At 43.2% G+C, this 26737-nt stretch carries 20 protein-coding genes and 2 tRNA genes; 10 read left to right on the forward strand and 12 right to left on the reverse strand.

What is annotated here, in order from left to right:
• Positions 1 to 76 precede the first annotated feature (76 nt).
• The gene (locus PYW33_RS14285) at positions 77 to 1087 is read left to right on the forward strand and encodes an AraC family transcriptional regulator (RefSeq protein WP_004647283.1); all 1011 of its coding nucleotides are present in this window, start codon (positions 77 to 79) and stop codon (positions 1085 to 1087) included.
• A 277-nt stretch (positions 1088 to 1364) separates the two neighbouring features.
• Here PYW33_RS14285 and PYW33_RS14290 read toward each other — a convergent pair whose 3' ends face one another.
• Together PYW33_RS14290 and PYW33_RS14295 are read right to left on the reverse strand one after the other, a co-directional pair.
• Positions 1365 to 1610 carry a hypothetical protein gene (locus tag PYW33_RS14290; protein ID WP_004278666.1) on the reverse strand — a complete coding sequence of 82 codons (246 nt, stop codon included), beginning with the start codon at positions 1608 to 1610 and terminating at the stop codon, positions 1365 to 1367.
• A 79-nt stretch (positions 1611 to 1689) separates the two neighbouring features.
• The gene (locus PYW33_RS14295) at positions 1690 to 2772 is read right to left on the reverse strand and encodes a DNA/RNA non-specific endonuclease (RefSeq protein WP_004278667.1); all 1083 of its coding nucleotides are present in this window, start codon (positions 2770 to 2772) and stop codon (positions 1690 to 1692) included.
• A gap of 264 nt (positions 2773 to 3036) precedes the next feature.
• On the opposite strand from PYW33_RS14295, the gene PYW33_RS14300 reads away from it, so the two are divergent.
• Entirely contained in the window at positions 3037 to 3690 is a 654-nt protein-coding gene (locus tag PYW33_RS14300) for a hypothetical protein (RefSeq protein WP_004278668.1), read from the forward strand.
• An 80-nt stretch (positions 3691 to 3770) separates the two neighbouring features.
• Here PYW33_RS14300 and PYW33_RS14305 read toward each other — a convergent pair whose 3' ends face one another.
• Positions 3771 to 5651, reverse strand: a complete 1881-nt coding sequence (locus PYW33_RS14305; protein ID WP_004278669.1) for a potassium transporter Kup — start codon at positions 5649 to 5651, stop codon at positions 3771 to 3773.
• A gap of 121 nt (positions 5652 to 5772) precedes the next feature.
• Here PYW33_RS14305 and PYW33_RS14310 point away from each other — a divergent pair.
• From PYW33_RS14310 to PYW33_RS14320, 3 genes are all read left to right on the forward strand, one after another.
• Positions 5773 to 5863, forward strand: a tRNA-Ser gene (locus PYW33_RS14310).
• A gap of 459 nt (positions 5864 to 6322) precedes the next feature.
• Positions 6323 to 6550: a hypothetical protein gene (locus tag PYW33_RS14315; protein ID WP_004647282.1), complete on the forward strand. Its 228-nt coding sequence runs from the start codon at positions 6323 to 6325 to the stop codon at positions 6548 to 6550.
• 204 nt (positions 6551 to 6754) lie between these two features.
• Positions 6755 to 6830 (forward strand) — tRNA-Thr (locus PYW33_RS14320).
• Positions 6831 to 6906: 76 nt separating this feature from the next.
• On the opposite strand, the gene PYW33_RS14325 is transcribed toward PYW33_RS14320, so the two are convergent.
• From PYW33_RS14325 to PYW33_RS14350, 6 genes are all read right to left on the reverse strand, one after another.
• Positions 6907 to 7755 carry an SAM-dependent methyltransferase gene (locus tag PYW33_RS14325; protein WP_004647281.1) on the reverse strand — a complete coding sequence of 283 codons (849 nt, stop codon included), beginning with the start codon at positions 7753 to 7755 and terminating at the stop codon, positions 6907 to 6909.
• A gap of 3 nt (positions 7756 to 7758) precedes the next feature.
• Entirely contained in the window at positions 7759 to 9066 is a 1308-nt protein-coding gene (locus tag PYW33_RS14330; protein WP_004647280.1) for an FAD-dependent oxidoreductase, read from the reverse strand.
• Positions 9067 to 9687: 621 nt separating this feature from the next.
• The gene (gene ahpC, locus PYW33_RS14335; protein ID WP_004647278.1) at positions 9688 to 10251 is read right to left on the reverse strand and encodes an alkyl hydroperoxide reductase subunit C; all 564 of its coding nucleotides are present in this window, start codon (positions 10249 to 10251) and stop codon (positions 9688 to 9690) included.
• 311 nt (positions 10252 to 10562) lie between these two features.
• A complete protein-coding gene (gene ssb, locus PYW33_RS14340; RefSeq protein ID WP_004647277.1) occupies positions 10563 to 11150 on the reverse strand; it encodes a single-stranded DNA-binding protein in 588 nt (195 codons plus the stop codon).
• A 51-nt stretch (positions 11151 to 11201) separates the two neighbouring features.
• Positions 11202 to 12566, reverse strand: a complete 1365-nt coding sequence (locus tag PYW33_RS14345) for an MFS transporter (protein WP_016807025.1) — start codon at positions 12564 to 12566, stop codon at positions 11202 to 11204.
• 153 nt (positions 12567 to 12719) lie between these two features.
• Positions 12720 to 13808: a DUF475 domain-containing protein gene (locus PYW33_RS14350; protein ID WP_004647275.1), complete on the reverse strand. Its 1089-nt coding sequence runs from the start codon at positions 13806 to 13808 to the stop codon at positions 12720 to 12722.
• Between the two features lie 222 nt (positions 13809 to 14030).
• Between PYW33_RS14350 and tenA the strand changes: the two genes are divergently transcribed.
• On the forward strand, positions 14031 to 14702 hold the full coding sequence (gene tenA, locus PYW33_RS14355; protein ID WP_004281386.1) for a thiaminase II: 672 nt from the start codon (positions 14031 to 14033) through the stop codon (positions 14700 to 14702).
• A 47-nt stretch (positions 14703 to 14749) separates the two neighbouring features.
• On the opposite strand, the gene PYW33_RS14360 is transcribed toward tenA, so the two are convergent.
• A complete protein-coding gene (locus tag PYW33_RS14360) occupies positions 14750 to 16054 on the reverse strand; it encodes an IS4 family transposase (RefSeq protein ID WP_004282307.1) in 1305 nt (434 codons plus the stop codon).
• 273 nt (positions 16055 to 16327) lie between these two features.
• Between PYW33_RS14360 and PYW33_RS14365 the strand changes: the two genes are divergently transcribed.
• From PYW33_RS14365 to PYW33_RS14375, 3 genes are all read left to right on the forward strand, one after another.
• Positions 16328 to 16696 carry a hypothetical protein gene (locus PYW33_RS14365; protein ID WP_004281385.1) on the forward strand — a complete coding sequence of 123 codons (369 nt, stop codon included), beginning with the start codon at positions 16328 to 16330 and terminating at the stop codon, positions 16694 to 16696.
• 181 nt (positions 16697 to 16877) lie between these two features.
• Positions 16878 to 19709, forward strand: a complete 2832-nt coding sequence (gene uvrA / locus PYW33_RS14370; protein ID WP_004281383.1) for an excinuclease ABC subunit UvrA — start codon at positions 16878 to 16880, stop codon at positions 19707 to 19709.
• 117 nt (positions 19710 to 19826) lie between these two features.
• A complete protein-coding gene (locus tag PYW33_RS14375) occupies positions 19827 to 20681 on the forward strand; it encodes an AbiJ-NTD4 domain-containing protein (protein ID WP_004281382.1) in 855 nt (284 codons plus the stop codon).
• A gap of 121 nt (positions 20682 to 20802) precedes the next feature.
• On the opposite strand, the gene PYW33_RS14380 is transcribed toward PYW33_RS14375, so the two are convergent.
• The gene (locus PYW33_RS14380; RefSeq protein WP_004647273.1) at positions 20803 to 22509 is read right to left on the reverse strand and encodes a GGDEF domain-containing protein; all 1707 of its coding nucleotides are present in this window, start codon (positions 22507 to 22509) and stop codon (positions 20803 to 20805) included.
• 1125 nt (positions 22510 to 23634) lie between these two features.
• On the opposite strand from PYW33_RS14380, the gene omp33-36 reads away from it, so the two are divergent.
• Entirely contained in the window at positions 23635 to 24537 is a 903-nt protein-coding gene (gene omp33-36 / locus PYW33_RS14385; protein WP_016806719.1) for a porin Omp33-36, read from the forward strand.
• 68 nt (positions 24538 to 24605) lie between these two features.
• Here the strand turns inward: omp33-36 and PYW33_RS14390 are convergent, their stop codons facing one another.
• Entirely contained in the window at positions 24606 to 26576 is a 1971-nt protein-coding gene (locus tag PYW33_RS14390) for a BCCT family transporter (RefSeq protein ID WP_004647271.1), read from the reverse strand.
• Between the last annotated feature and the right edge of the window lie 161 nt (positions 26577 to 26737).

Here is a 26737-nt window from a genome sequence, read left to right on the forward strand (position 1 = left end):
GGCTAAATAAAAAACTAGATATTGACCAAAATATTCAATATGATTGACAAAATACGACAAAATAAAAGAATTAAAAATGCTGGTTCTAAAAAACTACGTAGGTTCAGTATACGGTGGTTTAGGACATTTACTTTTGGACTATTATCAGTTGAAACAGCTTGAAGTCCCTGAGAAATTATTGGCCATTCAAAATCTGGAACGCTTTGATTTCGCCTTGTGGCGTGATCTGTTAACAACACTTGATCAACAGCTGCAACGACCGGCTTTAGGTCTGGAAATCGCCCAACTGGTTGAAGCTAAACACCTCGGTATTATTGGCTATCTGGCGCTCTCAAGTGAGACCTTGGGTGAAGCCTTTATGCGCTATCATGATTATCATCGTCTGATTTATGATGGCGGCCCACTTCAGCTGCAGTGGGAAGGTGATTATGTGTCGATTGGCTGGGTTGAAGTTCCGTTTCATCTAAATACCCAATTGACCGATGAAATCGCGATTGCGCTAATGACGGAATTCGTAAAAGCCAATGTTAAGAACCCGCACGGTGTTCAGTTATATGAAGTGCATTTCCAGCATGCAATACCTAAAAATATTGCACTCTATGAGCAGTATTTCGGATGTAAAGTCCGCTTTTCTCAAGCCAGAAATCAGGTATTGATGCATGTCAGTGAACTGTCCAGACCACTGAAACAGGGCGACCAGACCTTGCAAAAACTGCTGATGCAACAGGCCAAAGCATTATTAGAAAAATTCCCGTACTCCACTCTGGTAGATCAGCAGCTGCAACAGGCGATTCTAATTGGCCTGCAAAAAAACCTGTTCCAGATCAAACATATTGCCGAGCAGATGAATTTTTCCGTGCGTCAGTTACAACGCCATTTACAAAAACAGGGCAAAACTTATCAGCAATGTATGCAGGAGATTCGCTGCATGCTGGCTATGCAATATCTGAAAGATCCGCACTTGAGTTTGCAGGAAACCGCCATGTTACTCGGTTATTCCGAACAAAGTGCGTTTCAGCGTGCCTTTAAGCAATGGACCCAGCTGACACCGCAGCAGTGGCGCCAACAGAATATGCCAGCTGCTTAAACTACCAGCATGTTCGTTTGATATACGGGCTTCAAGCAGGGTTGACGATTTTAATCCCTGTCCCCTATCACCTGATGATAAATATAAAAATAAGGACTTAAAAAATTGATAAATATCTTGGCGAATTGCTCGGCACATTCTGGCTGGTGTTTGGAGATATTACGGGAGCAGAGAAATTAAGCTTTTCAATAAAAGCCTTCTAAAAAGTCAGGATTTCTAAATACCATTTTTCTGCATGTTTCACATGGAGCATGCAGATCATCGCGCTTAAAAATGCTTATAAAAATGGATTTTCAATTTCATCCAGATCATCACGCTGAATTTTTTCTGGCAAGTCCGGCGTGTTTTCTAGTTGTTGTACCACATCATTCAGAAAAGCCTGCAAGGCTTTGGCCACTTTCAGTCCCTGCTGATCCTTGGTGATTTGCAAGTTGCCATACAGGCTGACGCAGTCTAGATCATTTTCCAAAGTCAGATCATGAATGGCATGGGATTCACTGCCATTTTCAAATGCTTTAAACATATCCTCTTCACCTGTCTTTGTTATTTTTCCATGAACGTCTGATGTCGATGCTACCCGAATCCTGGTTTTTTCAGCAAGCTTATTTCAACAGCTGCAAAATATATTGCAACAAGGCATCAATCAGCTGTTTTACGATGGCATCTTGTGTCGCGTTGTCTATCGCGCCACCAGTCGCTGAGGAGGTCGAGCTGCCTGAACCAGAAGACTTAAACTCGCGTTGTAATGCCTGCAGGTTTTCTTCAGAAACCTCTTCGGCACACTGGCTTTCTGCATCCCAATTAGAGTATTCAATTTTCTGGTTGGCTTTTACGGCATTTCCAGTCAGTGGCAGCTTATAGGTATTGCGTTTCTGTTCTTCGGTAAGCTGCGGGAACAGGTTAATTCCAAGCTGTTCTTCCAGATAGCAGACACTGACAATACGCACTTTCAGTGAATTGTCATTCGGTGCATAGTAAGCACCAATAGCACCGGTTTTCGGCATATAAACCGCCTTATAGACCGCGGTTGGCACAATCACGCCATTGCCAATGGTTTTCAGCTTCTTCCCGGCAAAGACCGGCCCGGTTACCACATAAACATCCTGTTTCTGCTTGGTCACAATGGCACGAGTGGCTTCTTCCAGCTCACGCCAGACTTGCTGATTATTCTTGGGCGCTTGCGGCACCATATTGGCCAATGAAAAACTGTCAGACTGCGCAGCCTTGTTAGGCATATCCGCATTCGGCGCCATATGACCGCGGTCATAACCTGAACCACGATAATCCGCCAATGTGGCACGATGCTTCGCACTGACCCGATCTTCTTCATGAAAATTATCTTCACGGGGAATTTTCTGGCTTAAGCGTGCTGGCGTTAAGGCTTCTGCAACCCAAAGTGGCGTTTTAGATACCCCGGAATAACCGACATTAAAGCCATTAAAACACAGCGAATAGCTGTCTTTTTTCAGGCTGTCTTTCATCAAATATGGCGGTACATCACGATAAAACTGGTTCAGACAGGCAGAATCACTGGAAGAGGATAGTGACACCCACTGACTGATTTTTTCCTGACCAAAAGCGATGGCGAAGCTGCTCGAAGCCACCACGCCCAGAATGACTTTAATACTATTATCATTTAAAAACTGAAAAAAAGAGTTCTTGGGTTTACGCTGCTTCTTGGCCATTCTTACACGTACTTTTTAGATCAATACAGATTTTGACCGAGCTTAACAAGCTGTATAAGTGAAGTATATCTTGGCTCTACCATTCGTTTACTAAATAAACAATAAGTATCCAAAATCCCGGGCAGTTGTAACAAACTGTCTAATTTTATTTCTTTTTAAATGAGGTTTCTCGGTGTTTGCGTAGCTTTGTTTGGCTCAGTAGATTGAGTGTGTAAAGCTAACGGCCTATCTCAATTCGTACAATTATTAGCAATGGTGTCAATCATGAATTCCAAACTCTCTAAAGCATTAGGTTTAGGATTATTCACAAGTGTGATCAGCGTAGCTGCATTTGCTGAGCCACCGGTTCAACCAGGTGAAACACTTGAAAGCTTGTCTAAAGCTAAAATTAGTACCAAGGTGAATGGTCAGGAAGCCTCTTTAGAAAGCTTGGTGAACTCTGGTCAGATTCGTCTGGTCGATCCGCGTGCAGCAGCACCGCAACCAGCCATGCCAAACACACAGGCACCAATGCCCAATGATCCAGCAATGACTCAGGCACCAAATTCAGGTACTGTTTCTCCTCAACCACCTGTCACAGAACCAGGTATGAATGAAGCAGAGGTGCCGGCCAATCTGGTTGAACCAGCCACTGAATCAGAAGTAGAAGCCAGCACGTCTATGACGACGCCTCAACAACAACCAACACTGGAAGAACAACAAGCAGCTGTACCAGCAATGTCTGAAGAGCAACAGCAAGCAGCTATTGCTTCAGAACAACCGATGCCTGAAGCACAGCAACAAGCGGCTGTGACTGAAGCAGATGTGAGCAATGAACAAACTGAAATTGCAGCTCAATCTGATGCAGAGCCAGTACTGATGGAAGAACCTTTGAATGCTGCACCTGAAGTGCCGGCTGCGGTAGAACTCGAACAATAATCTGAAACTCATTTATTTATTGTTTCTCTCATAAAAAAACCAGAGTGTGCCTCTGGTTTTTTTTATGCTTTTTATTTTATTTACATCTGAATCTGGGTGCCCAGCTCGACCACACGGTTGGGTGGAATTTGATAGAAATCACTGACCGGACTGGTATTGCGCTGCATAGAAATAAACAGCTTTTCCCGCCACGGTGCCATGCCCTCACCCACAGTATGCATAATCCGTTCACGTGAAATAAAGAAACTGATCTGCATCAGGTCATATTCAAAATTCCATTGCTCATAGGCCTGTTGTAAAGCTTCCGGAATATTCGGCTGATCCTTAAAACCATAATAGATAAACACCCGGTAAAAGTGCTCACTCAGTTTTTCCAGTTCAATCCGCTCCTGTCTGTCGACAAAAGGAATATCCCGGGTAATCACCGTCAGCATGATATTGCGTTCATGCAAGACCTTATTGTGTTTAATATTATGCAGCATGGCATGCGGAACAATATTTGGTGTGCCTGTCAGGAAAATGGCATCGCCTGGCACAAATTTGGTACCTTCGCCCATCGAAATACTTTTAATAAACAGATCAATCGGCAAGGCATCCTGTTCCAGACGATTCAGCACCAACGCACGCCCGTCTTTCCAGGTCATGAGAATCGTAAATAGTACCGCACCAATCAGAATTGGCACCCAGCCACCCGAAGTAATTTTCAAGGACGTTGAAGCCACAAAGACTAAATCCAGTGCCAGGAATGGCACAGCAAATAAAGCTACTTTCCAGACCGGCCAACGCCAGAATCCATAAGCCAGAATCGAGATCAGAATGGTGCCGCAGAGCATGGTCATGGTCACCGCAACACCATAAGCACTGGCCAGATTGGCACTATTTTCAAACAGTAAAATCAGGATCAGCACCGAGATAAACAGCATCCAGTTAATGAAAGGCAGATAAATCTGACCACGCTCCAATGCAGAGGTATGCTTGACTGACAGGCGCGGCAAATAACGCAATTGAATGGCCTGATTGACCATAGAAAATACGCCAGTAATGACCGCCTGTGAGGCAATCACCGCCGCCGCAGTCGCCAGTCCAATCATCGGGAACAAAGCCCAGTCTGGCAGCAGCATATAGAAAGGATTCGCCAGTGCTTCAGGACTACGCAGTAACAAGGCGCCTTGCCCGGCATAATTCAATAATAAACAGGGCAAGACAATAATGAACCAGGCCAGACGAATCGGCAGACGGCCAAAATGCCCCATATCGGCATAAATCGCTTCACCCCCAGTCATGGTCAGAATCACCGCCCCCATGGTCAGAAAAGCCACATAAGGCTGGTCAACTACAAAATGATAGGCCCAGTAGGGATTCACCATCCAGAGTACAAATGGGGTCTGGATAATGCTCCACAAACCAAAACCGCCAATGGACAAAAACCAGAGCATGGTTAAAGGCCCAAAAAATTTGCCCATCGTGGCTGTGCCGTGTCGCTGTACCATAAACAGTCCGGCCAGAATCCCTATCGATAAAGGCACCAACCACTGATTGAAAATGGGCGTGGCAATACTCAGGCCTTCAATGGCTGATAGCACGGAGATTGCTGGGGTAATAATCCCGTCACCGAAAAATAGTGAGGCACCAACAAAGCCCAAAGCAATCAGGAATATTTTCTTTTGATCAGAGATTCGTGTGGTACGCAGGTTTAATGCCAGTAGTGACATGATCCCACCTTCGCCGTTGTTATCGGCACGCATGATCACCATGACGTATTTAAAGCTGATGGTAAGCATCATGCACCAGAAAATCAGGGACAGGATGCCGAGTACAGAAGCTTCGCTAATGGCAAGATGTGCGGTGAGGAAACATTGGCGCAGTGCATAGAGCGGACTGGTACCAATATCTCCGAAAACGACCCCAAGCGCAGCCAGTGTAATCACCGGGAGAGCCGCCTTTTGTGCAGTGCTTTGCATATATTGTCTTCGTTTTTAACAAGCATTTTTGCGAATCATAGCACCGCATTAAAAGTTTTTCCGCAAATCAATTGTTTCAGCTTGGCACAGCTGGTTTTTTTCGCTATTATCCTCGGCCTATGGTGAGGTGTCCGAGTGGCTGAAGGAGCACGCCTGGAAAGTGTGTAAACGTTTATAGCGTTTCGAGGGTTCGAATCCCTCTCTCACCGCCAGAATTTAAAAACCCGAATCACATGATTCGGGTTTTTTTATATTTAATTTTATCCATCATCCCATCAGTAAAAAAAATTATCTGCTTAGATCTTAAAATATTATTATCTATCGCCTTAGGCAAAGGCATTGAATTAATACCAGTCCTCGTTCATAAAAATCTTTTGCAACACAACACTTACGCTCAATTCTATTTTTAAAAATCTTCATTTTTCATCAACCAAAAAACTGATGAATTGTGTAGTTTCTGTACGCCATTCATTTCAGGTTTTTATTTATGTGTTCAAACAAAAAACTGGCACAGAAATAGCTTAATTTTATTGTCATCAAAGCTATGTTATGTTGCTTATAAATTAACTAAAAGGAGAATAAAAACCACAGGATAGAAAGAAATAACCAAGTAAACCGAGCCATTCAAATTTGAAGTTAAAAATAGATACACTGCTATTCGGAGAGTGAACATGAATAACAGCGCAAACTATGCCAAACAGATTAAAAATGCAAAACGTGGCGGTTATACCCCAACCATTGCCAAGGACATCAATAAACATAAAATTCAAAAAGCCTTGAGACTCATCGAACAGTGGAGAAGCCTCGCTCAAGAACTCAAACCTCAAATGCAGTTTGATATGGCCTTTACTTTAGAGGAATGTGCACAAGAATTAGATCGCATCCTGAAAAACAGATAAACCGTATAACCGACTCATATCCATAACCATTCCTGTGCTTTCACCCTCGCCCATATCTTCACATATGGGCCATTTCTTTGCACATAGTCAAAAACAGAACTTTTCATCCATCTGGTCAAAATAAACAAATCCTGCCGAAACTGATTGAACGGTTATTTTTTGGCTTGCGTGGCCAAAAAAAATCTGTAAAATGCACTCCACCATGCCGGCATAGCTCAGTTGGTAGAGCAACTGACTTGTAATCAGTAGGTCCACAGTTCGAATCCGTGTGCCGGCACCATATCTTAGCCTCGCTTTTTAGTGAGGCTTTGATGTTTCTGGGTTTTGGTATTTTCAGCTGAGTCTTCTTACACTTTCTAGTGCTTCGATTGTGCCGTCACTTGCACATATCTCATGATCCCTTCCTGATATAATTTTCGGCATAGTTTCGCTGTCATCTGAATTTTAAAATGATCCAGTTTTGAGCCTTGAACCTGATCATTTGATGCTTTTGAATTCAAAGTTTTTTGCACGTAATCAGCGAAGCCGGAAAATACCGGCTCGGACAGATCCTGAATCTGAATATTTTTAAATTCAAAGCGATCCAGACAGGCATATAGTGCCCCCACTGTCATTAAATCTTTTAAATTCACATCGGCAGATTTCAATAAAAACTGATATTTACGCCGTTGCAAGGCATTTAAATTTTCCCAGCGCTCGGACAAAACTAGATGATGAAAACCAATCCGCGCATTTGAATTTAAAATACTGCGGACCTGCTCTAAGAATACAGGCACAGGACTGTGATAAGCTGCATCCAGGCATAGCACCACATCAAAACGCTGGGAAAATGGCAATTCTTTTAAACGCAAAAATGACGCCTGATAAATGGCATTCAGTTCTGGTAAATATTGCTGAATATTCGCCACGCAGGCAGCCTGTAGCTCGACACCAGCCAGATATTGCACCTGATAGTCTTGTTGCCAGTACAGCAAACTGGCGCCCTGACCGCAGCCCAAATCCAGCAATTTATCTTTTGAATTTAAATTTACAGTTTGCGCAAGGTGATCGGCCAGCATACGACAGGCAGCCGCATAATCCTGCTGACCGGCTTGCCAATACCCTAAATTGCTCCAGGGCAATTGCGCGTGATCGCCCAACACAGCGGCATCAATTGCATACTTGTGCTGGGGAAGATGCTGACGCAGTGCCTGAAGCCATTGCATGGATTAATAACCCAGTTGCGGAGCAACCTCAACCACAGGTTTTAAACCCTGAAATGGTAAAGGCGCACCAAAGATTTCTGCAATCTTCATCGCTGAGGTCACTGCCGATTCCAGAATCGGCAAACCGTCACATGACCATGAACCGCAGAAGAAGACCTTACGGTTGGCATCCAGATGACGTTGCTGCAATTCCTTATTCAGTGCCACCGTATTAGCATCGACGACTGCACGTGTCAGCATTACCGATTTGATCACTTTCTTCGGATCAATCTCGGTTACCGGACGCCAGGTCTGAAACACGGCCGACTTGCCAACCAAAGAAGGTTCAATCGAGTTAAGCCACACGGTAAATTGCTGACGAGTAAATTTACGGTCCATCATATAGCTGAGTACGGCCCAGTCTTTACGTTTTGGCGGCATTACGCTGGCATCGGTATGAATCACCAGTTCGCCTTGTTCGAATTTGAATTTCTTCAATAATTCAATTTCACTGGCGAATTGTACCGGATCCAGGAACTCCTCAATTTTGGTGGTCGGTGTCGCGACAATCACCCGGTCAAACAGTTTTGAATAACCGGCCGCATTTTCAACTTTGACCTGATCGCCCTGCTCTTGTACCAGTGTAATTGCTGAACCGTCTTCAATCTGAATGCCTTCAATCAGCTTATCGACCAACGCTGGTGTACCGCCTTGCAGACGCAGTAACGCATCGCCATCGGTTAATTGACGCAGAAAAATTAACAACGGTTTAGCTGGCCATTCACCAATGGTTTTCGGATTGCAGGTACAGATGGTATATAGCACCGGCATCACCGCACCGTGCCAGAACACTTCTTCAATCTCGTTACGATTGATAAATTCTGCCAGGCTGATGTCCTGATTTTTCGATTTAAAGAATTTGGTCAATGCAACTTTTAACTGCAACAGGCCTTTGACCAGACGCCAGCCATATTGTTGCAGGCCTTTCCGGTTATTGATGATCGGGATATTGCCAATTCGGCTACGCGATGTGGTCAGCCAGGTTTCAGTTTTATCTTCAAATAACCAGCTGCAGGCCATATAGGTCCGCACCGGATAAGTTTTAATGCCCAGATGTGTGGCTAGACTCAGGGTGTTTTTCCACAGATAGGGGTTCATCACACGTAAAGGTGCGTCAATCAGGCCCCCTTCAAATTCAAGGCTATGACTGTCCATGCCGCGACCTGGAAGTGCTTCAAAAATCGTGATGTGATGCCCTGCGTCCTGGAGAATTCTGGCTGTAGCCAGTCCGGCCATGCCACTACCAATTACTGCGATATCCAAACTGATCATCCGTCATTGAAAAACTACAGAAATTATGTACCATGCGCCAATCAAACAGGTTATTAAAATCTTCCAGAATATATGTTTTTCGTAAAGGCCTTTTTGTTCAATTTCACCTGCTTTTTATTCATTTTTCTGCCTTAGTTAAAATTCCATCAAATCTAAGATTTTATTCATATTTTTATCTAAAAACTTGAAAATTCGCTTTAAAAACAAATAATTTAATTAACCATTTTTATAATCCTTGGTTGACAAATACTTTTTAAATACCTATGATTCGCAGTATAAGAAAACCATAAATTCATCCGGTTCCATTCAGATGCGTTTATGCGAAAATTGTTTAAAACGACAAGAAACTACAGCGCCTTATAAAATAAAAGCCTCTGCGAAAGCAGAGGCTTCTTTGTTTTCATGCCTAGTCAATCATGCAGCAGGGTATTGCGCTTACTTGATTGCCTCTCATAAGCCGCTTAAAAAGCATAGAGTGCAATTCCTCAATTCTCATTTTGTTCTCAAATAGAAATCAAATGGCATGATGTTTTTGTCTAGAATTCATAAATCTCTAAACTAAAAAAATAAAAAATCCAGCAACTTGTGCTGGATTTTTTGCTTCAAAGAACTAGGTTTGAATTAGATTTTACCCACCAGGTCGATTGATGGAGCAAGTGTTGCTTCACCTTCTTTCCATTTTGCCGGACAAACTTCACCTGGGTGCGCATGTACATATTGTGCAGCTTTCACTTTACGCAGAAGCTCTTGTGCATCACGGCCAATACCACCCGCGTTGATTTCAATGATCTGGATTTTACCTTCTGGATCAATCACGAAAGTACCACGATCTGCCAAACCCTCAGCTTCAATCAGTACTTCGAAGTTTTTAGACAAAGTCCAGGTTGGATCACCAATCAATGGATACTGGATTTTACCAATCACGTCAGAGGTATCATGCCAAGCTTTATGAGTGAAATGAGTATCGGTAGACACGCCATAGATTTCTACACCCATTTTCTGGAATTCAGCATACTGATCAGCAAGATCGCCTAATTCAGTTGGACAAACAAAGGTAAAATCTGCAGGATAGAAAAACACCACTGACCATTTACCTTTCAGGTCTTGCTCAGAAACTTCAATGAACTGACCATTGTGGTAAGCAGTTGCATTGAATGGTTGGATTTCAGTATTGATTAAACTCATGAGATATTTCCTCTGGCTTATTTCTGGGATTGCTTATCTTGTGAAGCTAGAATACGAAAAATTTCGAAATAGGTAAAACCGCAAGTTTTTATAAAAATGATCGCTTTTTTAGATCATAAATTTCTATGAGTATTGTTCATCTTATTTATTTTCTCGATGCAGAGTTGTTCCGATCAAAAGCAACCTGATGTTTTAAGATTTATGATTCTTTTAATAAGTCGGGCTTTATGCAAACTCAATACAAATATTCAAGACATAAAAAACCCACCGTATTCAGGTGGGTTTTAATGATGATTTACCGTTCTAATAAATTAAAAAGGTAAGTCATCATCTAGATCTACTGCAGGCGCTGCTGTTGGAGCAGGTGCAGATTTCGGCGCAAAACCACTCGGGTTATTATTGCCATAACCGCCGCCCTGGTTGTTGTTAAAACCGCCTTGCTGTGGTGCTGAACCATAACCCGATTGCGGGTTATTACCATAACCGCCCTGGTTGTTGTTCGCCTGATTATTGTTATTAAAGCGTGGCTGGTTAAAGCTGCTCTCGCCCTGATCATTTTGAGGACGGCTAGAGTCTAGCATCTGCATTTGCTCACCACGAATTTCCGTCGTATAGCGTTCCTGACCATTCTGGTCAGTCCACTGACGGGTACGTAATGAACCTTCAATATATACTTTTGAGCCTTTACGAAGATATTGCTGCGCAATTTCACCTAAACGGTTATGCAACACGATACGGTGCCATTCCGTTTGTTCTTTACGTTCACCGGTACTTTTATCTGTCCACGAATCGCTGGTTGCGATCGAAAATTGAGTGAGAGAGCCACCATTTGCAAAAGTTTTGGTTTCCGGATCTTTACCCAAAGTACCCACTAAAATAACTTTATTTACACCACGCATTTGCCGTTTACTTCCTATATATTTCTGTATTTTACTTTATAAGAGTTATGCTTAAATGGCTACCTCTTTACCCAACAAGTGCGTTAATTGTTGTCGCGAAGCATCATCAATCTGCTGTTTATCGACTTTTACATAGGCAACTTGCTGTTCAGACATCACCACGACCTCTTCAATACCACGAATCGCCAAAAGCTGAGAAGTCCATTCGTCAGTTTGTCTGCTTTCCGGCAATCGCAGTACCAGCGATGACAGATAGCGTGGCTGAGCCAGGCCAAAACTCATCAGCAGCCAGATGATCGCGATTCCTGTCAGGATAGTCCAGCCCATCGAGGTATTGTTTAGCAGCAGCAATTGTCCGCCAATCATACCGCCAAAGAAAGCCCCTAAAAACTGGCTGCTGGCATTTACGCCCATTGCCGTCGCTTTGGACTGGATCGGTGCCGCTTTCGACAACCAAGACGGCAACAGGGCTTCCATCACATTAAAGGCAATGAAGAACAACCCTAAACCAATCAGCAAGACATATTTGGATTCAAAACCAAATGCCATCACCATTAGACCCAGAATAATGCCAGTAATGGCCACCAGAAAAATCGCCCGCATTTTGTGGTATTTTTCTGCCAGGATAATACTCGGAAAAGCAAAAAACAGGCTCAGTACCAACAGCGGCAAATATACCCAGCCATGACTGGACAGTGGCAGATCAGCAAATTCGATCAGCTGTGAAGGCACATAGATAAACATGGCGGTGAGCAATAAATGCAGGGTAAAGACCGACACATGCAGACGATTCAGATCCCCGATTTTGATTACCTGTTTCAACTGTGCCAGATAGCCCTGCTGAAAGTTTTTATGATGCCGCGTGACTTTCGGCACCATCAACAGCATGGCAATCGCCGCCAGGCCCATCACCGTGGTGACCCAGAACAACCCAGAGATGCCCACCAGACCCGTTAGCCAAGGCCCCAAACTAAAAGCCACCACAAAAGACAGGCCGATACTCATGCCCATCATTGCCATGGCTTTCATGCGGTTTTCTTCACGGGTGACATCTGCCAGCAGTGCCATCACCACAGCAGATACCGCACCACCACCAGCAATCGCACGGCCGATAATCACGCCATAAATGGTGTCCGACATGGCCGCAATTGCACCGCCCAGCGCAAATAGTAGCAGCCCTAAAACCACCAGTGGCTTACGGCTATAACGGTCCGCAATCAGGCTGAATGGAATCTGTAACAGTGCCTGGGTCAGACCATAGACCCCGACCGCCAAACCGATCAGTGCAGGCGTCGCATATTGATATGCCTGCCCTGCCACAGAAAATACCGGGATAATCATAAACAACCCCAGCATGCGCAGTGCAAAAATACTGCTCAGGGCAAAGGTTGAACGACGTTCTAAAGCATTCATCATAAATTATGGCGATTGGGTTAATTAATCTGGAGCCCAGATTATAGGACATTCAGCTCATTAATAAGATATGAATTTTATTTGAAATAAAGATGATGCCGATCTAAAAACAAAAAAGCGCAGCCGGAGCTACGCTTTTCATTCAGGGACAGCGCTTTATTTGTCTAAAGCCGCCTGACGTTTCTTGTACTGAATCGAGGCGAATACTGCCCAGACAATAAAAGCCACACCGATCAGACCGGTCACCACTTCTGGTACATGCAGACCGGTTCCGCTGGCAATCATAATGAAAGCCAGTGCACCGATGGCATAATGCGCACCATGTTCCAGGTAGATATAGGCATCCAATGTGCCCTGCTCAACCAGATAAATCGTCATTGAACGGACAAAGATCGCACCAATTGCCAGACCCAGCATGATGATGACCACGTCTGAGGTAATCGCAAAGGCACCGATCACGCCATCAAAACTGAAAGAGGCATCCAGGACTTCTAGATAGAGGAAACCACCAATACCGGCTTTCACTACACCGGTCGGTACGCCATTTTCATCATGACGAATGGCATTACCTTCTTCATCGACTTCCGGTTCACCACCGAGCATATGGCTCAGAACCTGCACCCCGATATAAATCACGATGCCCCAGATCCCCGCCATAGTCACTGCCAGACGCTTGGCTTCATCGACATTGGCTGCCATGATTAACAAAGCCACCAGTGCAATAAACACCGACATTGCCGGCACATTGGCCAAATTGGACAGACGGCGTTCTACGCGTCTAAACCAGTGCGTGTCTTTTTCTTCATCCAGGAAGAAGTTCAGGAATACCATCAACAGGAAAGCACCACCAAAAGCAGCAATTTCAGGATGATGTGCCATTAAACGTGCTGAATATTCTTTCGGATCATTCAAGGCCAGACGTACCACTTCCATAAAGCCCAGATCTGCAGTCACTGCAACAATAACCACCGGGAAGATCAAACGCATCCCGAAGACTGCAATAAGAATACCGACTGTCAGGAACAGCATTTTCCAGAAATGATCCCAACCCCGTAGGACTGAGGCATTGACAACCGCGTTATCAAAAGACAACGACACTTCCATAATCGCCAGAATAGCGGTAATGGTCAGCGCTGTGAGCATGGTTTGCAGGCCTGCGTCAGGACCATGGGTATAACCCCAATATGCAGACAAACCAAGACACACGATCGAAAATGCAATCGAGAAACCAAAATGTTTCAACATACACAACGACCTTGGATAAATTAAATAAATGTATGGCTGCGAGAGAGCAGCAATACGAATAGGAAAAGTTAAGCTAATTATGAAACTTTTAGCGCATAAACCAAAGCACTTCCTGAGCTGTTTTATCTTATTTTCTGTTTTTAAAATTTGCCGATCTTTTAAACAGCCCGATCTTTGCTATAGTGCCGCATGGTTTAACTTGAACTGCGAAGGATTTTCAGCATGAGTTTTTCACAAGAGGTATGGCAACGTAATCTCGGACTTTATCAGAAGACCCTGGCCCTGCCCTTTAATCAGCAACTGGCGCAAGGTACTTTAAGCCGTGAAGCCTTTAGTCATTATGTGATTCAGGATGCGCATTATTTACTGGCCTATGGCCGTGCACTGGCCGTGTGTGCCGCCAAAGCTTTTGAAGCGGACGATGTAATTCAGTTTGCCGAGGCAGCCAAAATTGCGATTGTGGTGGAACGTAGCCTGCATGATGGCTTTATGCAGGATTTCGGCATTAGCAAAGAGCAGTTTGAAAATACCCCGCTGACTCTGGCGTGTCATCACTATACCTCTTATCTGACTTCGACCGCCTGGTCAGAAAGCTACCCGGTGGTACTGGCCTCGTTGCTGCCTTGTTTCTGGATTTATGCCGAAGTTGGTAAAGATATTGTCGACAACTCTGCGCCGAATAATCCGTATCAAGCCTGGGTAGATACCTATTCAGGAGAGGAATTCCACACTGCGGTACGGAATGTGATTGCGACCGTTGACCGTGTTGCGGCGCGTGTCGATGCAGATACACTGGAAAAAATGCATGCAGCTTATACGCATGCTGCCCGTCTGGAATGGTTATTCTGGCATAGTGCCTTTGAGCAACGCCAGTGGCCTGGTCTGGATGAATAAGACGGACGAATAAAAAAAGCCCTGTTTAAGACAGTAATGCCAGTCAGTTAAGAAATTGACTGGCATTTTCTTGGATATTTTTGTGCTTTAATTTTCACTACTCGCGGACATTGCCTTTGCCTTTTTTCAGGTAATACAAATATTTTAGATTGTTCAAATAATTGCGCTAAATGTTTGGGTAGGTTTCCTGCTGATTCTAAAGGTGTGTGCCTTAAGATATTGATAATACTCATAGATGCAATATGGAAACTGATCCTTAAAGGACTCACCTTTGCATGTTCAGCGATAAACCTCATCTGTCTTCTTAAGATATTATATGCAATAAATACCCCCCACAATTCTTGATAGACCAAATCAGGTTGTTTGCTTCTTAAAATCCTTGCATCCTGTAAATCACTTTTAATTTCCCGATAACACATTTCTATTTCCCAACGCTGGATATAAAGCATTGCAAGGTCTTTGAATGGATAAACTTTAGAATCTGTTAATGATGTAATGTAACGTCTTATTTTTCCTGCATATTCAACTTCAATTAAACGTGCTTCCCAATAGTCACCCAATGACGGATTTATCTTTTTTGCTCTTGCTGAAACAGGCATTTTGATCTGAAAGTCATGGGCCGCATTATGATGAATCACTTCATAACGCAGGTTGTCCTTTGCTCGCATCAACCAATGACTCTCTTCTGCCTGAGATTGCCAGCTCACTAAAAAATCAGCAGAGAAGTAAGCACGATCAAATAGGGTAATACTGCGAACTGGTGCTTTTAATTGACTGGCTAAGGTTAATTCACCTTGATCCATACTACCCATTTGGGCATCAATCATTTCATGGGTATTGGTATTCACCAGGCAAGTCGCTCTAACTTGTGGGTAAGGTGCAGCTGCTGTTTTGCCTTTGGATGAACCAAAGTGCTTAAAGTTTTCTTCTGTATGAGGCATAGACCAAACCACACCATCTACAGCACAAACGCATAGACCGTGAAAGTTGCTATATTGTTGTTGTGAGTCTTTAAACCATGCCTGACTTAATGTCGAAAATAAAGCACTCATGGGTTCTAAGCCTAAGCGTTGTCTTGCTTGTACGGATGCACTCGGTACACAGTATTCTGCCGTACCGAAAACAAGTTGCAATTGTTGAACCACATACCAAATCGGTTGATTTCGAAATAGAGCAAGTCCGATTACCAGCCAAACAACATGTTCAGCAGGCAGTTTTCTTTTTCGAATTGATGCTTTACCTGTTTGGTCTAAGCAATCTTCAATCCAGTTTAAATCAATCAATTCACTGAATTGTGAAAGTGAAGGTAGGGTTTGTTTTAATGTTAAATCTAGATTCTGAGATAAATTCATAAAAAAAGAGCGTATTTACATACGCTCTTTTTACAGCATTTTAACTTTTTTTGCTTAACTGACTGGCATTACTGTTTAAGACAGGGCTTTTTGGTTATAGCCGTTTAAAAAAATTTCTACTGTCATAAACCGATCATAAAAACGGCTTAGTCTGAAAAAAACAAGGATAGAACGGGCCACTACGCTAGACCTAGCTATAAGCCCAAAATTGCCGCACAATAATTGAGAATAATTATCAATTAATAAATTCAATCCCGGAAAGAGGCAGACAATATGGACACTTTAGGCACCGAAGCTATTCGGGCATTTTTTACCCTGCAATGTTGCTGGTTCAACAATGAAGAAATCTATCTGGAACAAGGCTGTCTAGATTGTGGTTCGGCAGCCACTTATCTGATTTACCATACCAACACGCATATCCAGAAACATCTGCTGAAATTTATTGAAAAGTATCGCTGTCATCAGGCACGCCGTAACGATTTGCTCGACCTGGATTTTTTCCGAAAAGACTATGAGGACTTTCTGCACATTCTGGAAAATGAAGTCAATTTTTATGCACGTCTGCATCATGATGTGCTACGTGACCGCTGTTTTGAAGAGATTGAGTCTATCTTTGAACGCCGTTATGCAGCGGCTTGTTAAGTATTTACCTTGTACATGATGATTGTGAATATTTAAATGATCTGCTGTTGTGTTTCTTAATTTTGTGATGAATTGACCAATCACCGACATAACTTGACGTTTAAAATACTTTTATTTGCACTTGAACATTTTTCATCCGGTATCATATAAGGGTTTTTGATGAATATTCTAGGATCCTTGCATGAGCCAAAGCCACATCCGTATTCGAGGCGCACGTACCCATAACCTGAAAAATGTGAACCTTGATATACCACGCGACAAGTTTGTGGTGATTACGGGACTGTCTGGTTCAGGTAAGTCCTCACTTGCCTTTGACACCTTATATGCCGAAGGTCAGCGCCGTTATGTGGAATCGCTGTCTGCATATGCCCGTCAGTTCCTCTCCCAGATGGAAAAGCCGGAAGTCGATTCGATTGAGGGCTTGAGTCCAGCCATCGCCATCGAGCAGAAATCGACCAGTCATAACCCACGCTCTACCGTAGGAACCATTACCGAAATTTATGACTATTTACGTCTACTGTATGCGCGTGTCGGTACACCGTTCTGTCCTGAACATGACTTGCCGATGGTGGCACAAACGGTCACTGAAATGGTCGATGCCGTTAAAGCACTGGAAGAAGGCACTGCACTGTTATTGTTAGCACCAGTCGTGCGCGAACGTAAGGGCGAATATACGGCACTGTTTGAACAGCTACAAAGCCAGGGTTTCGTCCGTGCCCGTGTGGATGGCGAGATCATGGAAATTGATCCACCACCAGAACTGGACAAAAAGAAAAAACATACCATTGAAGTCGTAGTTGACCGCTTTAAAGTACGTGATGATCTGGGCAACCGTATTGCAGAAAGTTTTGAAACCGCGCTGCGTCTTGGTGGCGATATCGCCATTTTGTCCTGGATGAAGGGCGAGCATAACGATCGCGTGTTTTCTGCCAAGCATTCCTGCCCGCAATGTGACCGCGCTGTGGCTGAACTGGAACCGCGTTTATTTTCGTTCAACAATCCCTTTGGCGCTTGTCCGGTCTGTGATGGTTTGGGAACCCGTAGCCATTTCAGTGCCGATAAGCTGATTCCCAATCCTGAGGTCAGCGTTAGCCAAGGCGCTATTCGTGGCTGGGACCGTCAGCGTCCTTACTATTACAGCATGATCCAGAAAGTCGCCGAGCATTTTGGTTTTTCTCTGGAAACTCCGTGGAATGAACTGGATGCCGATACCAAGAAGAAATTTCTGTATGGCACTGGCAAAGAAAAAATTGATCTGAGTTATATCGATGAACGTGGCCGACGTCATAATCGGGTCATTCCCTTTGAAGGAATTTTGCCGCATCTGGAACGCCGTTATCGTGAAACTGAAAGTAATTATGTACGTGATGATCTGGCGCAGTATTTATCCAATGCTGCCTGTGATGCCTGTGATGGTTCACGTCTGAATGAAATTTCGCGTAATGTGAAAATTCTGGACAAGACCATTGCTGACATTACCCGCATGTCGATTGGCGATGCTGAAAGCTATTATCAAGGTATTCATTTGGAAGGTGCACGGGGTGAAATCGCCGACAAGATTTTCAAGGAAATCCGTGAACGTCTGCACTTTCTGGTTTCGGTCGGCCTGAATTATCTGAGTCTGTCACGTTCAGCTGAAACTCTGTCTGGTGGTGAAGCGCAGCGAATTCGTCTGGCCTCACAGATTGGTGCCGGTTTGATGGGCGTCATGTATGTCCTGGATGAACCATCAATTGGTTTGCATCAACGTGATAACGACCGTCTGTTACAGACCCTGATCCGTCTGCGTGATCTGGGCAATACCGTCTTGGTGGTCGAGCATGATGAAGATGCGATTCGTGCCGCCGATCATATTATTGATATCGGTCCGGGTGCCGGTGTGCATGGTGGGCATGTGATTGCCGAAGGAACGTATGATGAAATTCTGGCCAATCCGGACTCGCTGACCGGAAAATATTTATCCGGAAAATTAAAAATTGAAGTGCCGAAAAAACGGATTCAACCGCCTAAGCCTAAAGAACAGATCAAGCTGATGGGAGCATCCGGGCATAACCTGAAAAAAGTCGATCTGACCATTCCTTTAGGTATTATGACCTGTGTTACCGGGGTGTCCGGTTCAGGTAAATCGACCTTGATTAACCGGACTTTGTTACCTTTGGCGGCGACCCAGCTCAATGGTGCCACCACTTTAACTTCGGAAAGGTTTGAATCGATTGATGGTTTACAGTTCCTCGACAAAGTGGTGGATATTGACCAGAGCCCGATTGGACGTACCCCGCGTTCCAATCCGGCGACTTATACCGGCCTATTTACCCCGATTCGTGAACTGTTTTCACAGACGCAAGAAGCCAAGGCACGCGGTTATGCTGCCGGTCGTTTCTCGTTTAACGTGAAAGGTGGCCGCTGTGAAGCCTGTGAAGGTGACGGCATGATCAAGGTGGCGATGCACTTCCTGCCGGATATGTATGTGCCATGTGATGCCTGTCATGGCAAACGCTATAACCGTGAAACGTTGGAAGTGAACTATAAGGGCAAGAATATTTCCGATGTCTTGCAGATGACTGTTGAAGATGCGATGCATTTCTTTGATGCCATTCCGGTGATTCACCGCCGTCTAGAAACATTGCATCAGGTGGGTCTGGGTTATATTCGTCTGGGTCAGTCTGCGACCACTCTTTCTGGTGGTGAAGCGCAGCGGGTCAAACTGGCGCGTGAGCTGGCCAAACGCGATACTGGTCAAACCCTGTATATTCTGGATGAACCGACCACAGGTCTGCATTTCCATGATATTGCCAAACTGCTGGATATTCTGCATCAGCTGCGTGACAAGGGTAATACCATCGTGGTGATTGAACATAATCTGGACGTGATTAAAACCGCCGACTGGGTGGTGGACTTAGGCCCTGAAGGTGGTTCTGGTGGCGGTATGATTGTCGCAGAAGGTACGCCTGAACAGGTCGCGAAAGTCAAAGCTTCACATACGGGTAAATTCTTGAAGCCGTTGTTGAAATAAAAATCTCCTCCTAGCCTCCTCTTTGATAAAGAGGAGGCATTCCCTCCTTTCGCAAAGGAGGGTTAGGGTGGATTAAAAAAATAAATCTATTCTTAAATTTGTTTGAGGGGGAACAAAATGCGATTTTCTGAAAGATATGGTTATAAGCCCGTACGTGACATTATTCAAAAAGAAAGTATAGATGATGCTTTAAAAAATGGTTTGTGGAGTGTTTTTCATAGCTATATTTGGAATCGGATTGAACATGGACATAATCAAAGCTCTTTTACCCGTAATTCAAATATATACTCGTTAGTAGAATCTTATTGGCTTAATCTTTTTAAAAACCCTACAGATACCATCCCTCAATGGACATCTGATTCTTTAAAAATAATTAGAGATTACTTTTTTAATTGTGCATGGCACGAAATTTATAGCTTGATTGAAGAAACAATTGAGCACTACCCCTATCAAAGAGTAAGTAATAAAGATTCATTTATAACTAATATCAACAATATGCTAGAGCGTGAAAATAGTGCTTACCGAATTATAAATGACGAAATCATTCCAATAACTTCCGAACAAGAAATTCAATCCATCGAAACTGCTTTAGAAAATACAAATCAATATTTAGGTGTTCAACAACATTTAAATCAAGCTTTAAAACTGATGTCAGATCGTCAAAAGCCTGACTATCGAAATTCGATTAAAGAATCTGTTTCGGCATTAGAAGGTATGTGTCAAAAAATATTAAAGAAGGACAAAGTAACTTTAGGTGATGCAATTGGTCAAATTGAAAAACAATATCCAATACATCCTGCATTAAAAGCCAGTATTAAATCTTTATATGGTTATACATCCGATGCAGATGGTATTCGCCATGCAATGTTAGACGAATCAAATCTTTCTTATATCGATGCAAAATTTATGCTTGTTGCCTGCACAAATTTTATTAACTATCTGATCGACAAAACCAGAGATCATCCAAATTAGATCACATGACTGGCGACATGGATGTCGCCCGTTCGACTGTGCTAAAGGGACTTAGCATCAGTCGAACAAATGCATTTTGCTACTTTTGTGCAGTTCAAAAGTAGAGAAGGAATCTTTTAGACTAAACCTCAGCCACCACATTCCGTCCCTTCGCTTTGGCTTTAAACAAAGCATCATCGGCATTTGACAACAAAGTCATCCAGGAAACAGCCCCAATCGCCACCCCGATACTGACCGAAATCTGGATCTGATCTCCTAGCGCAGTCAGAATATAGCGCTCAACCACTTCAGCCCGAATTTTATCTGCAACGATCAGTGCCTGTTGCATCTGGATATTTTCAATCAGTACCAGAAATTCATCGCCGCCATAGCGCACCAGCAAATCCGTCGCCCGAACATTGGCCTTTAAACGCTCGGCCACCAGTTGAATCACCTGATCACCCACAATATGCCCATATTGATCATTCACCTGTTTAAAATGATCAATATCAATAATCATCAAACAGGTCTGGCTCAATTGACCCGGCTGATTTTCCATAAAGCGGATATATTCTTCCAACGCAAAACGGTTGGCCAGCCCGGTCAAAGAATCGGAATGAGCAATATTTTTTAAACGGAATTCTAGCGCATCGCGTTCTTGCAACATTTGTTGCAATTTCTGAATGGCAGCGAATAAGGAATCAGAATGATTCACTTCACGCAGCCGCATATCAATTTTCTGACGACCCGAGTTTTTAGACAAACTCAACAACATGCGGCGTGCCTGAATAAGTGGCAAAAATACTTGTTTGCGTGCAAAGATCATGGTGGAAATCGCGGTCAGTAATGAAATCAACGATACCAACACGCTCCAGATCAAACGCTGCATATTGCTGTTCATTTCCTGAATAGCGGCATCTCTGCTGTATTGCAGCAGATAAGTTTGCAGGTCTACCACAGTCGCAAATTTATCTACGATCGCTTCAGTCAGCTCTGTTCCGCTCAAACGGTAGTCACGTTGCTCCAGACTGTCACTGATCAGCTCACTCACAATCGGTAAGCCTTGCTGAATAAACTCGGTTTCTACCCGCCGATGTAAACGGATGAATTCCTCAGTCTTATCTTGAACAGGTTGAATGGTATCAATCAAGGCCCACAAATAACGCACCTGATGTTGGGTCTGTAAAGAGCGGGTAATATTTTCAGTGGGAAGCGGAGCTTCAAAAGTCACATGTGCCATGATAGACGAGGCCACACGACCGGCCTGATCACGTAAATCTGATAAAAATAGAATCTGGCTAATATAGTTATTCAGAGGGGTCGATGAGCTATCTGAAGCCACCGCCACGTCACGCAAAAGTTCACGGCAACTTTCCCAGGCAGCAAACATCGCCAGAATCGCCTGATCAAGTTCCTGAGCACTGCGCAGCTGACGCGGCATCTGGGTATAAGCATCAACCTGTGCACGCCCTTTTTTCAAACTATTCTCAAGCTGTGAAAGTTGCTGACTCAGGTTGTTAAAACCGACCTCCGTCAAGACATCAGCCGTCTGGGAGAGCTGCCGATCCACCTGTTGACGGTAGCTGATTAACTCTTGCTGATGCTGGGCAAATTCCTGCACCGAACTGGACATGGCCTTATTGGCAGGCGCACGCTCACGCGAAATCTTATTTGCCAGGTCAGCGACCTGCTGCAATGCATTCAATTGTTGATAGGTTTGTCTGGATTTTAAATAACTTTGACTGCTACTCACAATTAAGGGAATACAGATACAAAGTAAACATAAAATAATAATCGACATCGACCAGTACAAACGTTTACTGATCCACTCAGAGCGTAAGGTATTCATGCTGTTGTATTACGCCCCAATATGACAAGCAAAGCTAAATAGATTGATTATTATACAAATAAAATGAAATACTCTTAAAGTAGGTAATTCAACTTAGTTAATGTTTTTTCTATATTTTTTTGATTTTAATTTTTAAAAGCGCTACTTTTTAAATTCAGGCTAAAGTTTTATGGGTTTTATCCTACAAAAAATACAACACAAATACAGGACTTTTAAGCATTAAAAAAAATATCAAAACTTGCTTTCCGCACTATTTACACATGCAACAATTGGGTGCATAATGCACCGCATTAGGGCGAGTTAAATTATTCCTCAGCAGATATTTTAGTTTACCCGCAAATTTTGGCGAAAAAACCCCGATTTTCTATGAAAATCGGGGTTTTTTTTAGCTATTAAATTTTAGGTCGATATTTTCACCTTTAAGTATGCACTATTTTGGTGCTTAAAATTATTATAATATTTCTTCTCCTCCTCTTGTTTTGAGTTGAAGGTTTTTTTAGAAACAGGATGATCTGAAATAAAAAATGCGGAACAAAAAAAAAGCCCAACCTTGGGGAAAGCTGGGCGATAAAACAAAAAATTGTGGAGAACCAGGCTAAATCACTATGAAAGTGTGAACTCTAACTTGATTTTCATATTATGTAAAATTCCCCTAAAAATGTAAAGTCGATTGCTTCAGTCAAGATTATAAATCATGCCCATTTAGCTCAAAAAACAGACATCCACTCTAAAGCCCAAGCTGATGATGCTCTAAGATCAAGCAATCCAATCAAAGACCTGATGCGCCAGACATTTTGCACTTCTTGACACATTTATGAATTAACTCACCTATTATTAATTGTTTTAATAGATAAATATATTATAATTAATCGTATTAATTGATTAAAATAACAACATAATTTCTCCTTAATCTTTAGTCCCGATTCTATATTTAAAGTCTAGATTTTTGTTATACAAGAGTTTTTATATAAAATAGCTTCGGAGCCTAATACTTGAATTTTACACAAAATTAATACAATGATTTAGCTTAAAAAAATAGCGATTTCGAATTGGATTGACTTAATAAATTGTTACAATACAATACGTTTTATGTTGTACATCTTTTGTAACAAAATGGTAAATATCATGAAAAAACTAGGTTTAGCCACTGCTGTATTATTAGCGATGACCGGTGCTCAAGCATATCAATTCGAAGTTCAAGGTCAGTCAGAGTACATCGACAACACTGCAAATGACAAAGACTTCACTGGCGCTGTTCAAGGTACTTACTACTTCAAAGATGTAGACGCTTCTAAAGGTCCTTTAGCTGAAGCTGCTTTCCTGAACCAAGCTTCTAATGTTGCTCTAGCGTATAGCTATGGCGAAAACGGTCAAGAAGAAGCTGGACGTTCACGTACTGTAAATCATACTTACGGCGTAAAAGGTGAAGCTTACGTTCCAACTTCAGTTGTGCCTGTTTATGCAAGCGCTTCTTATAGCCATACCATTGCTGATAGCAAAACTGCTAACGCAACTGACGATCAAGGCGACCGTTATGCATTAGAACTTGGTGCTTTAGTTGCTCCTAACTTCTTAGTTGCTGTTGGTTATACCAGCGTTGCTGACCAAGCTTCTTTAGATGCATTCAATATTGTGTCTAACGGCGTTGCTAAAGCTGCTCTTGAATCTGCAACAATTGCTGATAAGACAGATGCGATCACTGCACGTACTAAATACGTTGGTGCAATCGACGGTACTAACATGTCAATTGGTTTTGAAAGCGGTTTAGTTTATGGTGAAGATACTGCCTACAACTTAGGTACAACTCTTTTCCTTAACCCACAGTTAAGCGTTGGTGCTTCTTATATGGAATCTAGCTTTGCTGGTTCTCCAGACAAAGCTTGGGGCGCGAACGTAAACTACTTCATTACTCCTGCTGTTGCAGTTGGCGCATCTTATGTAAATGCTAACTACGAAGCAAATCTTGCGCAAACTGCTCAAGTTCGTGATACTCAAACGATCGGCGTAAATGCCAAATTCCGTTTCTAATTTCTGATTAGATTCTGAATCAAAAAAGGACGCATATTGCGTCCTTTTTTATTGTTTTATGACTCTGTTTACTCAGGCGTACGTACCAGACTTAAAAAGTGCAAATGACGTTCATATTGATCAATGATATCCTGCAATAGATCTTCTTGCGTCCATTCCATCACATCATAACCCTGCCCACCTTCTCTTAAAAAGACTTCTGCCTGATAGGAATCTACTCCCGCATTCTCCAGTTCAGCCATAAAGCTTGGACTTAAAGTCTGAGTGGCATTGACCTGATAGATAAAATTAATTTCATCCTGATGATCAACACGGAGCTGTATACCGTCTTCTAGCGGGCTAATCGCTACATGTAATCGGCGCCGTTTCAATTCACTTTGAAAGCTGAGAAATGCGTTATTCACCGTATTGTGAATATACTGCTGCACCTCTTCCTGAGTATGCGGATAATGCATGATCAGGCCTAAGCGCTGTTGCCAGCTGCGTGGATTCTGGATCGCACGCGGGGTAATCCGTGCGGCTTGCAGTGCATGCATTTTGGTGACATCCAGATGTAGGGCTTTGATTAATCCCCAACACATCAGCAGCATAATAAATGTAAATGGCAAAGCGCTCATAATCGTGGCCGATTGCAAGGCCTCTAAGCCACCGGCCAGCAAAAGGATGATGGCTAATAAAGCCATGAGTACGGTCCAGAACAGACGCTGCCAAGTCGGTGAATTATCACTTTTCGCTGTCAGATAATCAGTCACCAATGCCCCTGAATCGGCAGAAGTCACAAAGAACAGCATGACCAGTAAAGTTGCAATGATGCTGGTCACTGAGCTGAAAGGCAGATTGTTCAGAAACTCAAATAGGGCCACTGATGAATCACGCTGAACTGCCTCTAATAAGCCAGTATTGGCTTCATGCATAATGCTGTACAGTGCGGCATTGCCCATAAAGCCCATCCAGATCAGGGTAAATCCAGTCGGAATCAGCAATACACCCACGATAAATTCACGAATACTGCGCCCTTCCGAGACCCGGGCAATAAACATCCCAACAAATGGCGACCAGGAAATCCACCAGGCCCAGTACATGATGGTCCAGCCGCCAATCCAGCCACTTGGCTGATAGGCATACAGATTAAAGGTCATGCTAAACAGATTAGAGACATACTGGCCGGCATTCTGAATAGTCGTCTGTAACAGATAAATACTCGGACCTGCCACAAAGACAAAGATCAGCAACAGCAGTGCAAGCACCAAATTTAGTTCAGATAAACGTTTAATTCCTTTATCTAATCCAAAAAATACGGAAGTCGCTGCCATGGTACTCACGACAATGATCAGAATCACCTGAGTGCTAGGTGCCTGTTCAACACCAAACAGGTAATTCAAGCCTGAATTGATCTGTGTGACCCCAAAACCCAGTGTGGTGGCCACACCAAATACCGTACCAATAGTGGCAAAGGTATCTACGCCATCTCCAATCGGACCATAGATCTTTTGACCAATCAGCGGATATAAGGCCGAACGAATTTTTAAAGGCAATTGATGCCGGTAAGCAAAATAAGCTAGCGATAGGCCAACCAGCGTATAAATGGCCCAGGCATGTAAGCCCCAGTGGAAAAAGGTGACCCGCATAGATTGTTGTGCAGCCAGTACAGTTTCCGGTTCACCGGCAGGTGGCGTAACATAATGCATCACCGGTTCGGCCACACCAAAGAACATCAGGCCAATCCCCATGCCTGCGGTGAATAACATCGCAAACCAGGAGGCACTGCTATATTTCGGTTGACTATGCTCGGGCCCCAGTTTGATTTTGCCCATATCCGACAGGGCAATATAAGCCAGAAGGATGATAAATATCGCCACCGACAATACATAGAACCAGCTAAAGGACGTGGTAATCCACTGGTTCAGTTGCTGGGTAAAAACTGAAAAAGCATCGGGTGCAAATACGACCAACGCTAAAAATATCGCAATAATGGCGACAGTACTGATAAAAACATTTGGATTGATATTGGCAAAACAGGATGGTTTTGTGGAAGGCATACATCCTCCATTTTTTAAAAATTGGATCGACAAACAGCGTCAAATAATTATTGGTAAGGTCAAAATGATCAGACAGATTCAGTCTATGGGAGCTAGATCTCCTGCTATTTTAGGATGTGACACAAAATAAAGCCGTTAAGTTACTGTAACAAATACAATAA

Origin of the sequence: Acinetobacter lwoffii, assembly GCF_029024105.1 — a bacterium.
Classification (GTDB): Bacteria; Pseudomonadota; Gammaproteobacteria; order Pseudomonadales; family Moraxellaceae; genus Acinetobacter; species Acinetobacter lwoffii.

What these genes read in the sequence shown, in the direction of transcription:
- PYW33_RS14360 (WP_004282307.1), bottom strand. Translation starts at nt 16,054, where the DNA reads ATGAATTTATCTCAGAATCTAGATTTAACATTAAAACAAACCCTACCT.
- PYW33_RS14285 (WP_004647283.1), top strand. Translation starts at nt 77, where the DNA reads ATGCTGGTTCTAAAAAACTACGTAGGTTCAGTATACGGTGGTTTAGGA.
- PYW33_RS14305 (WP_004278669.1), bottom strand. Translation starts at nt 5,651, where the DNA reads ATGCAAAGCACTGCACAAAAGGCGGCTCTCCCGGTGATTACACTGGCT.
- PYW33_RS14295 (WP_004278667.1), bottom strand. Translation starts at nt 2,772, where the DNA reads ATGGCCAAGAAGCAGCGTAAACCCAAGAACTCTTTTTTTCAGTTTTTA.
- PYW33_RS14300 (WP_004278668.1), top strand. Translation starts at nt 3,037, where the DNA reads ATGAATTCCAAACTCTCTAAAGCATTAGGTTTAGGATTATTCACAAGT.
- omp33-36 (WP_016806719.1), top strand. Translation starts at nt 23,635, where the DNA reads ATGAAAAAACTAGGTTTAGCCACTGCTGTATTATTAGCGATGACCGGT.
- ssb (WP_004647277.1), bottom strand. Translation starts at nt 11,150, where the DNA reads ATGCGTGGTGTAAATAAAGTTATTTTAGTGGGTACTTTGGGTAAAGAT.
- PYW33_RS14375 (WP_004281382.1), top strand. Translation starts at nt 19,827, where the DNA reads ATGCGATTTTCTGAAAGATATGGTTATAAGCCCGTACGTGACATTATT.
- PYW33_RS14325 (WP_004647281.1), bottom strand. Translation starts at nt 7,755, where the DNA reads ATGCAATGGCTTCAGGCACTGCGTCAGCATCTTCCCCAGCACAAGTAT.
- PYW33_RS14330 (WP_004647280.1), bottom strand. Translation starts at nt 9,066, where the DNA reads ATGATCAGTTTGGATATCGCAGTAATTGGTAGTGGCATGGCCGGACTG.
- tenA (WP_004281386.1), top strand. Translation starts at nt 14,031, where the DNA reads ATGAGTTTTTCACAAGAGGTATGGCAACGTAATCTCGGACTTTATCAG.
- PYW33_RS14390 (WP_004647271.1), bottom strand. Translation starts at nt 26,576, where the DNA reads ATGCCTTCCACAAAACCATCCTGTTTTGCCAATATCAATCCAAATGTT.
- PYW33_RS14365 (WP_004281385.1), top strand. Translation starts at nt 16,328, where the DNA reads ATGGACACTTTAGGCACCGAAGCTATTCGGGCATTTTTTACCCTGCAA.
- PYW33_RS14290 (WP_004278666.1), bottom strand. Translation starts at nt 1,610, where the DNA reads ATGTTTAAAGCATTTGAAAATGGCAGTGAATCCCATGCCATTCATGAT.
- PYW33_RS14315 (WP_004647282.1), top strand. Translation starts at nt 6,323, where the DNA reads ATGAATAACAGCGCAAACTATGCCAAACAGATTAAAAATGCAAAACGT.
- PYW33_RS14350 (WP_004647275.1), bottom strand. Translation starts at nt 13,808, where the DNA reads ATGTTGAAACATTTTGGTTTCTCGATTGCATTTTCGATCGTGTGTCTT.
- PYW33_RS14345 (WP_016807025.1), bottom strand. Translation starts at nt 12,566, where the DNA reads ATGATGAATGCTTTAGAACGTCGTTCAACCTTTGCCCTGAGCAGTATT.
- PYW33_RS14380 (WP_004647273.1), bottom strand. Translation starts at nt 22,509, where the DNA reads ATGAATACCTTACGCTCTGAGTGGATCAGTAAACGTTTGTACTGGTCG.
- uvrA (WP_004281383.1), top strand. Translation starts at nt 16,878, where the DNA reads ATGAGCCAAAGCCACATCCGTATTCGAGGCGCACGTACCCATAACCTG.
- ahpC (WP_004647278.1), bottom strand. Translation starts at nt 10,251, where the DNA reads ATGAGTTTAATCAATACTGAAATCCAACCATTCAATGCAACTGCTTAC.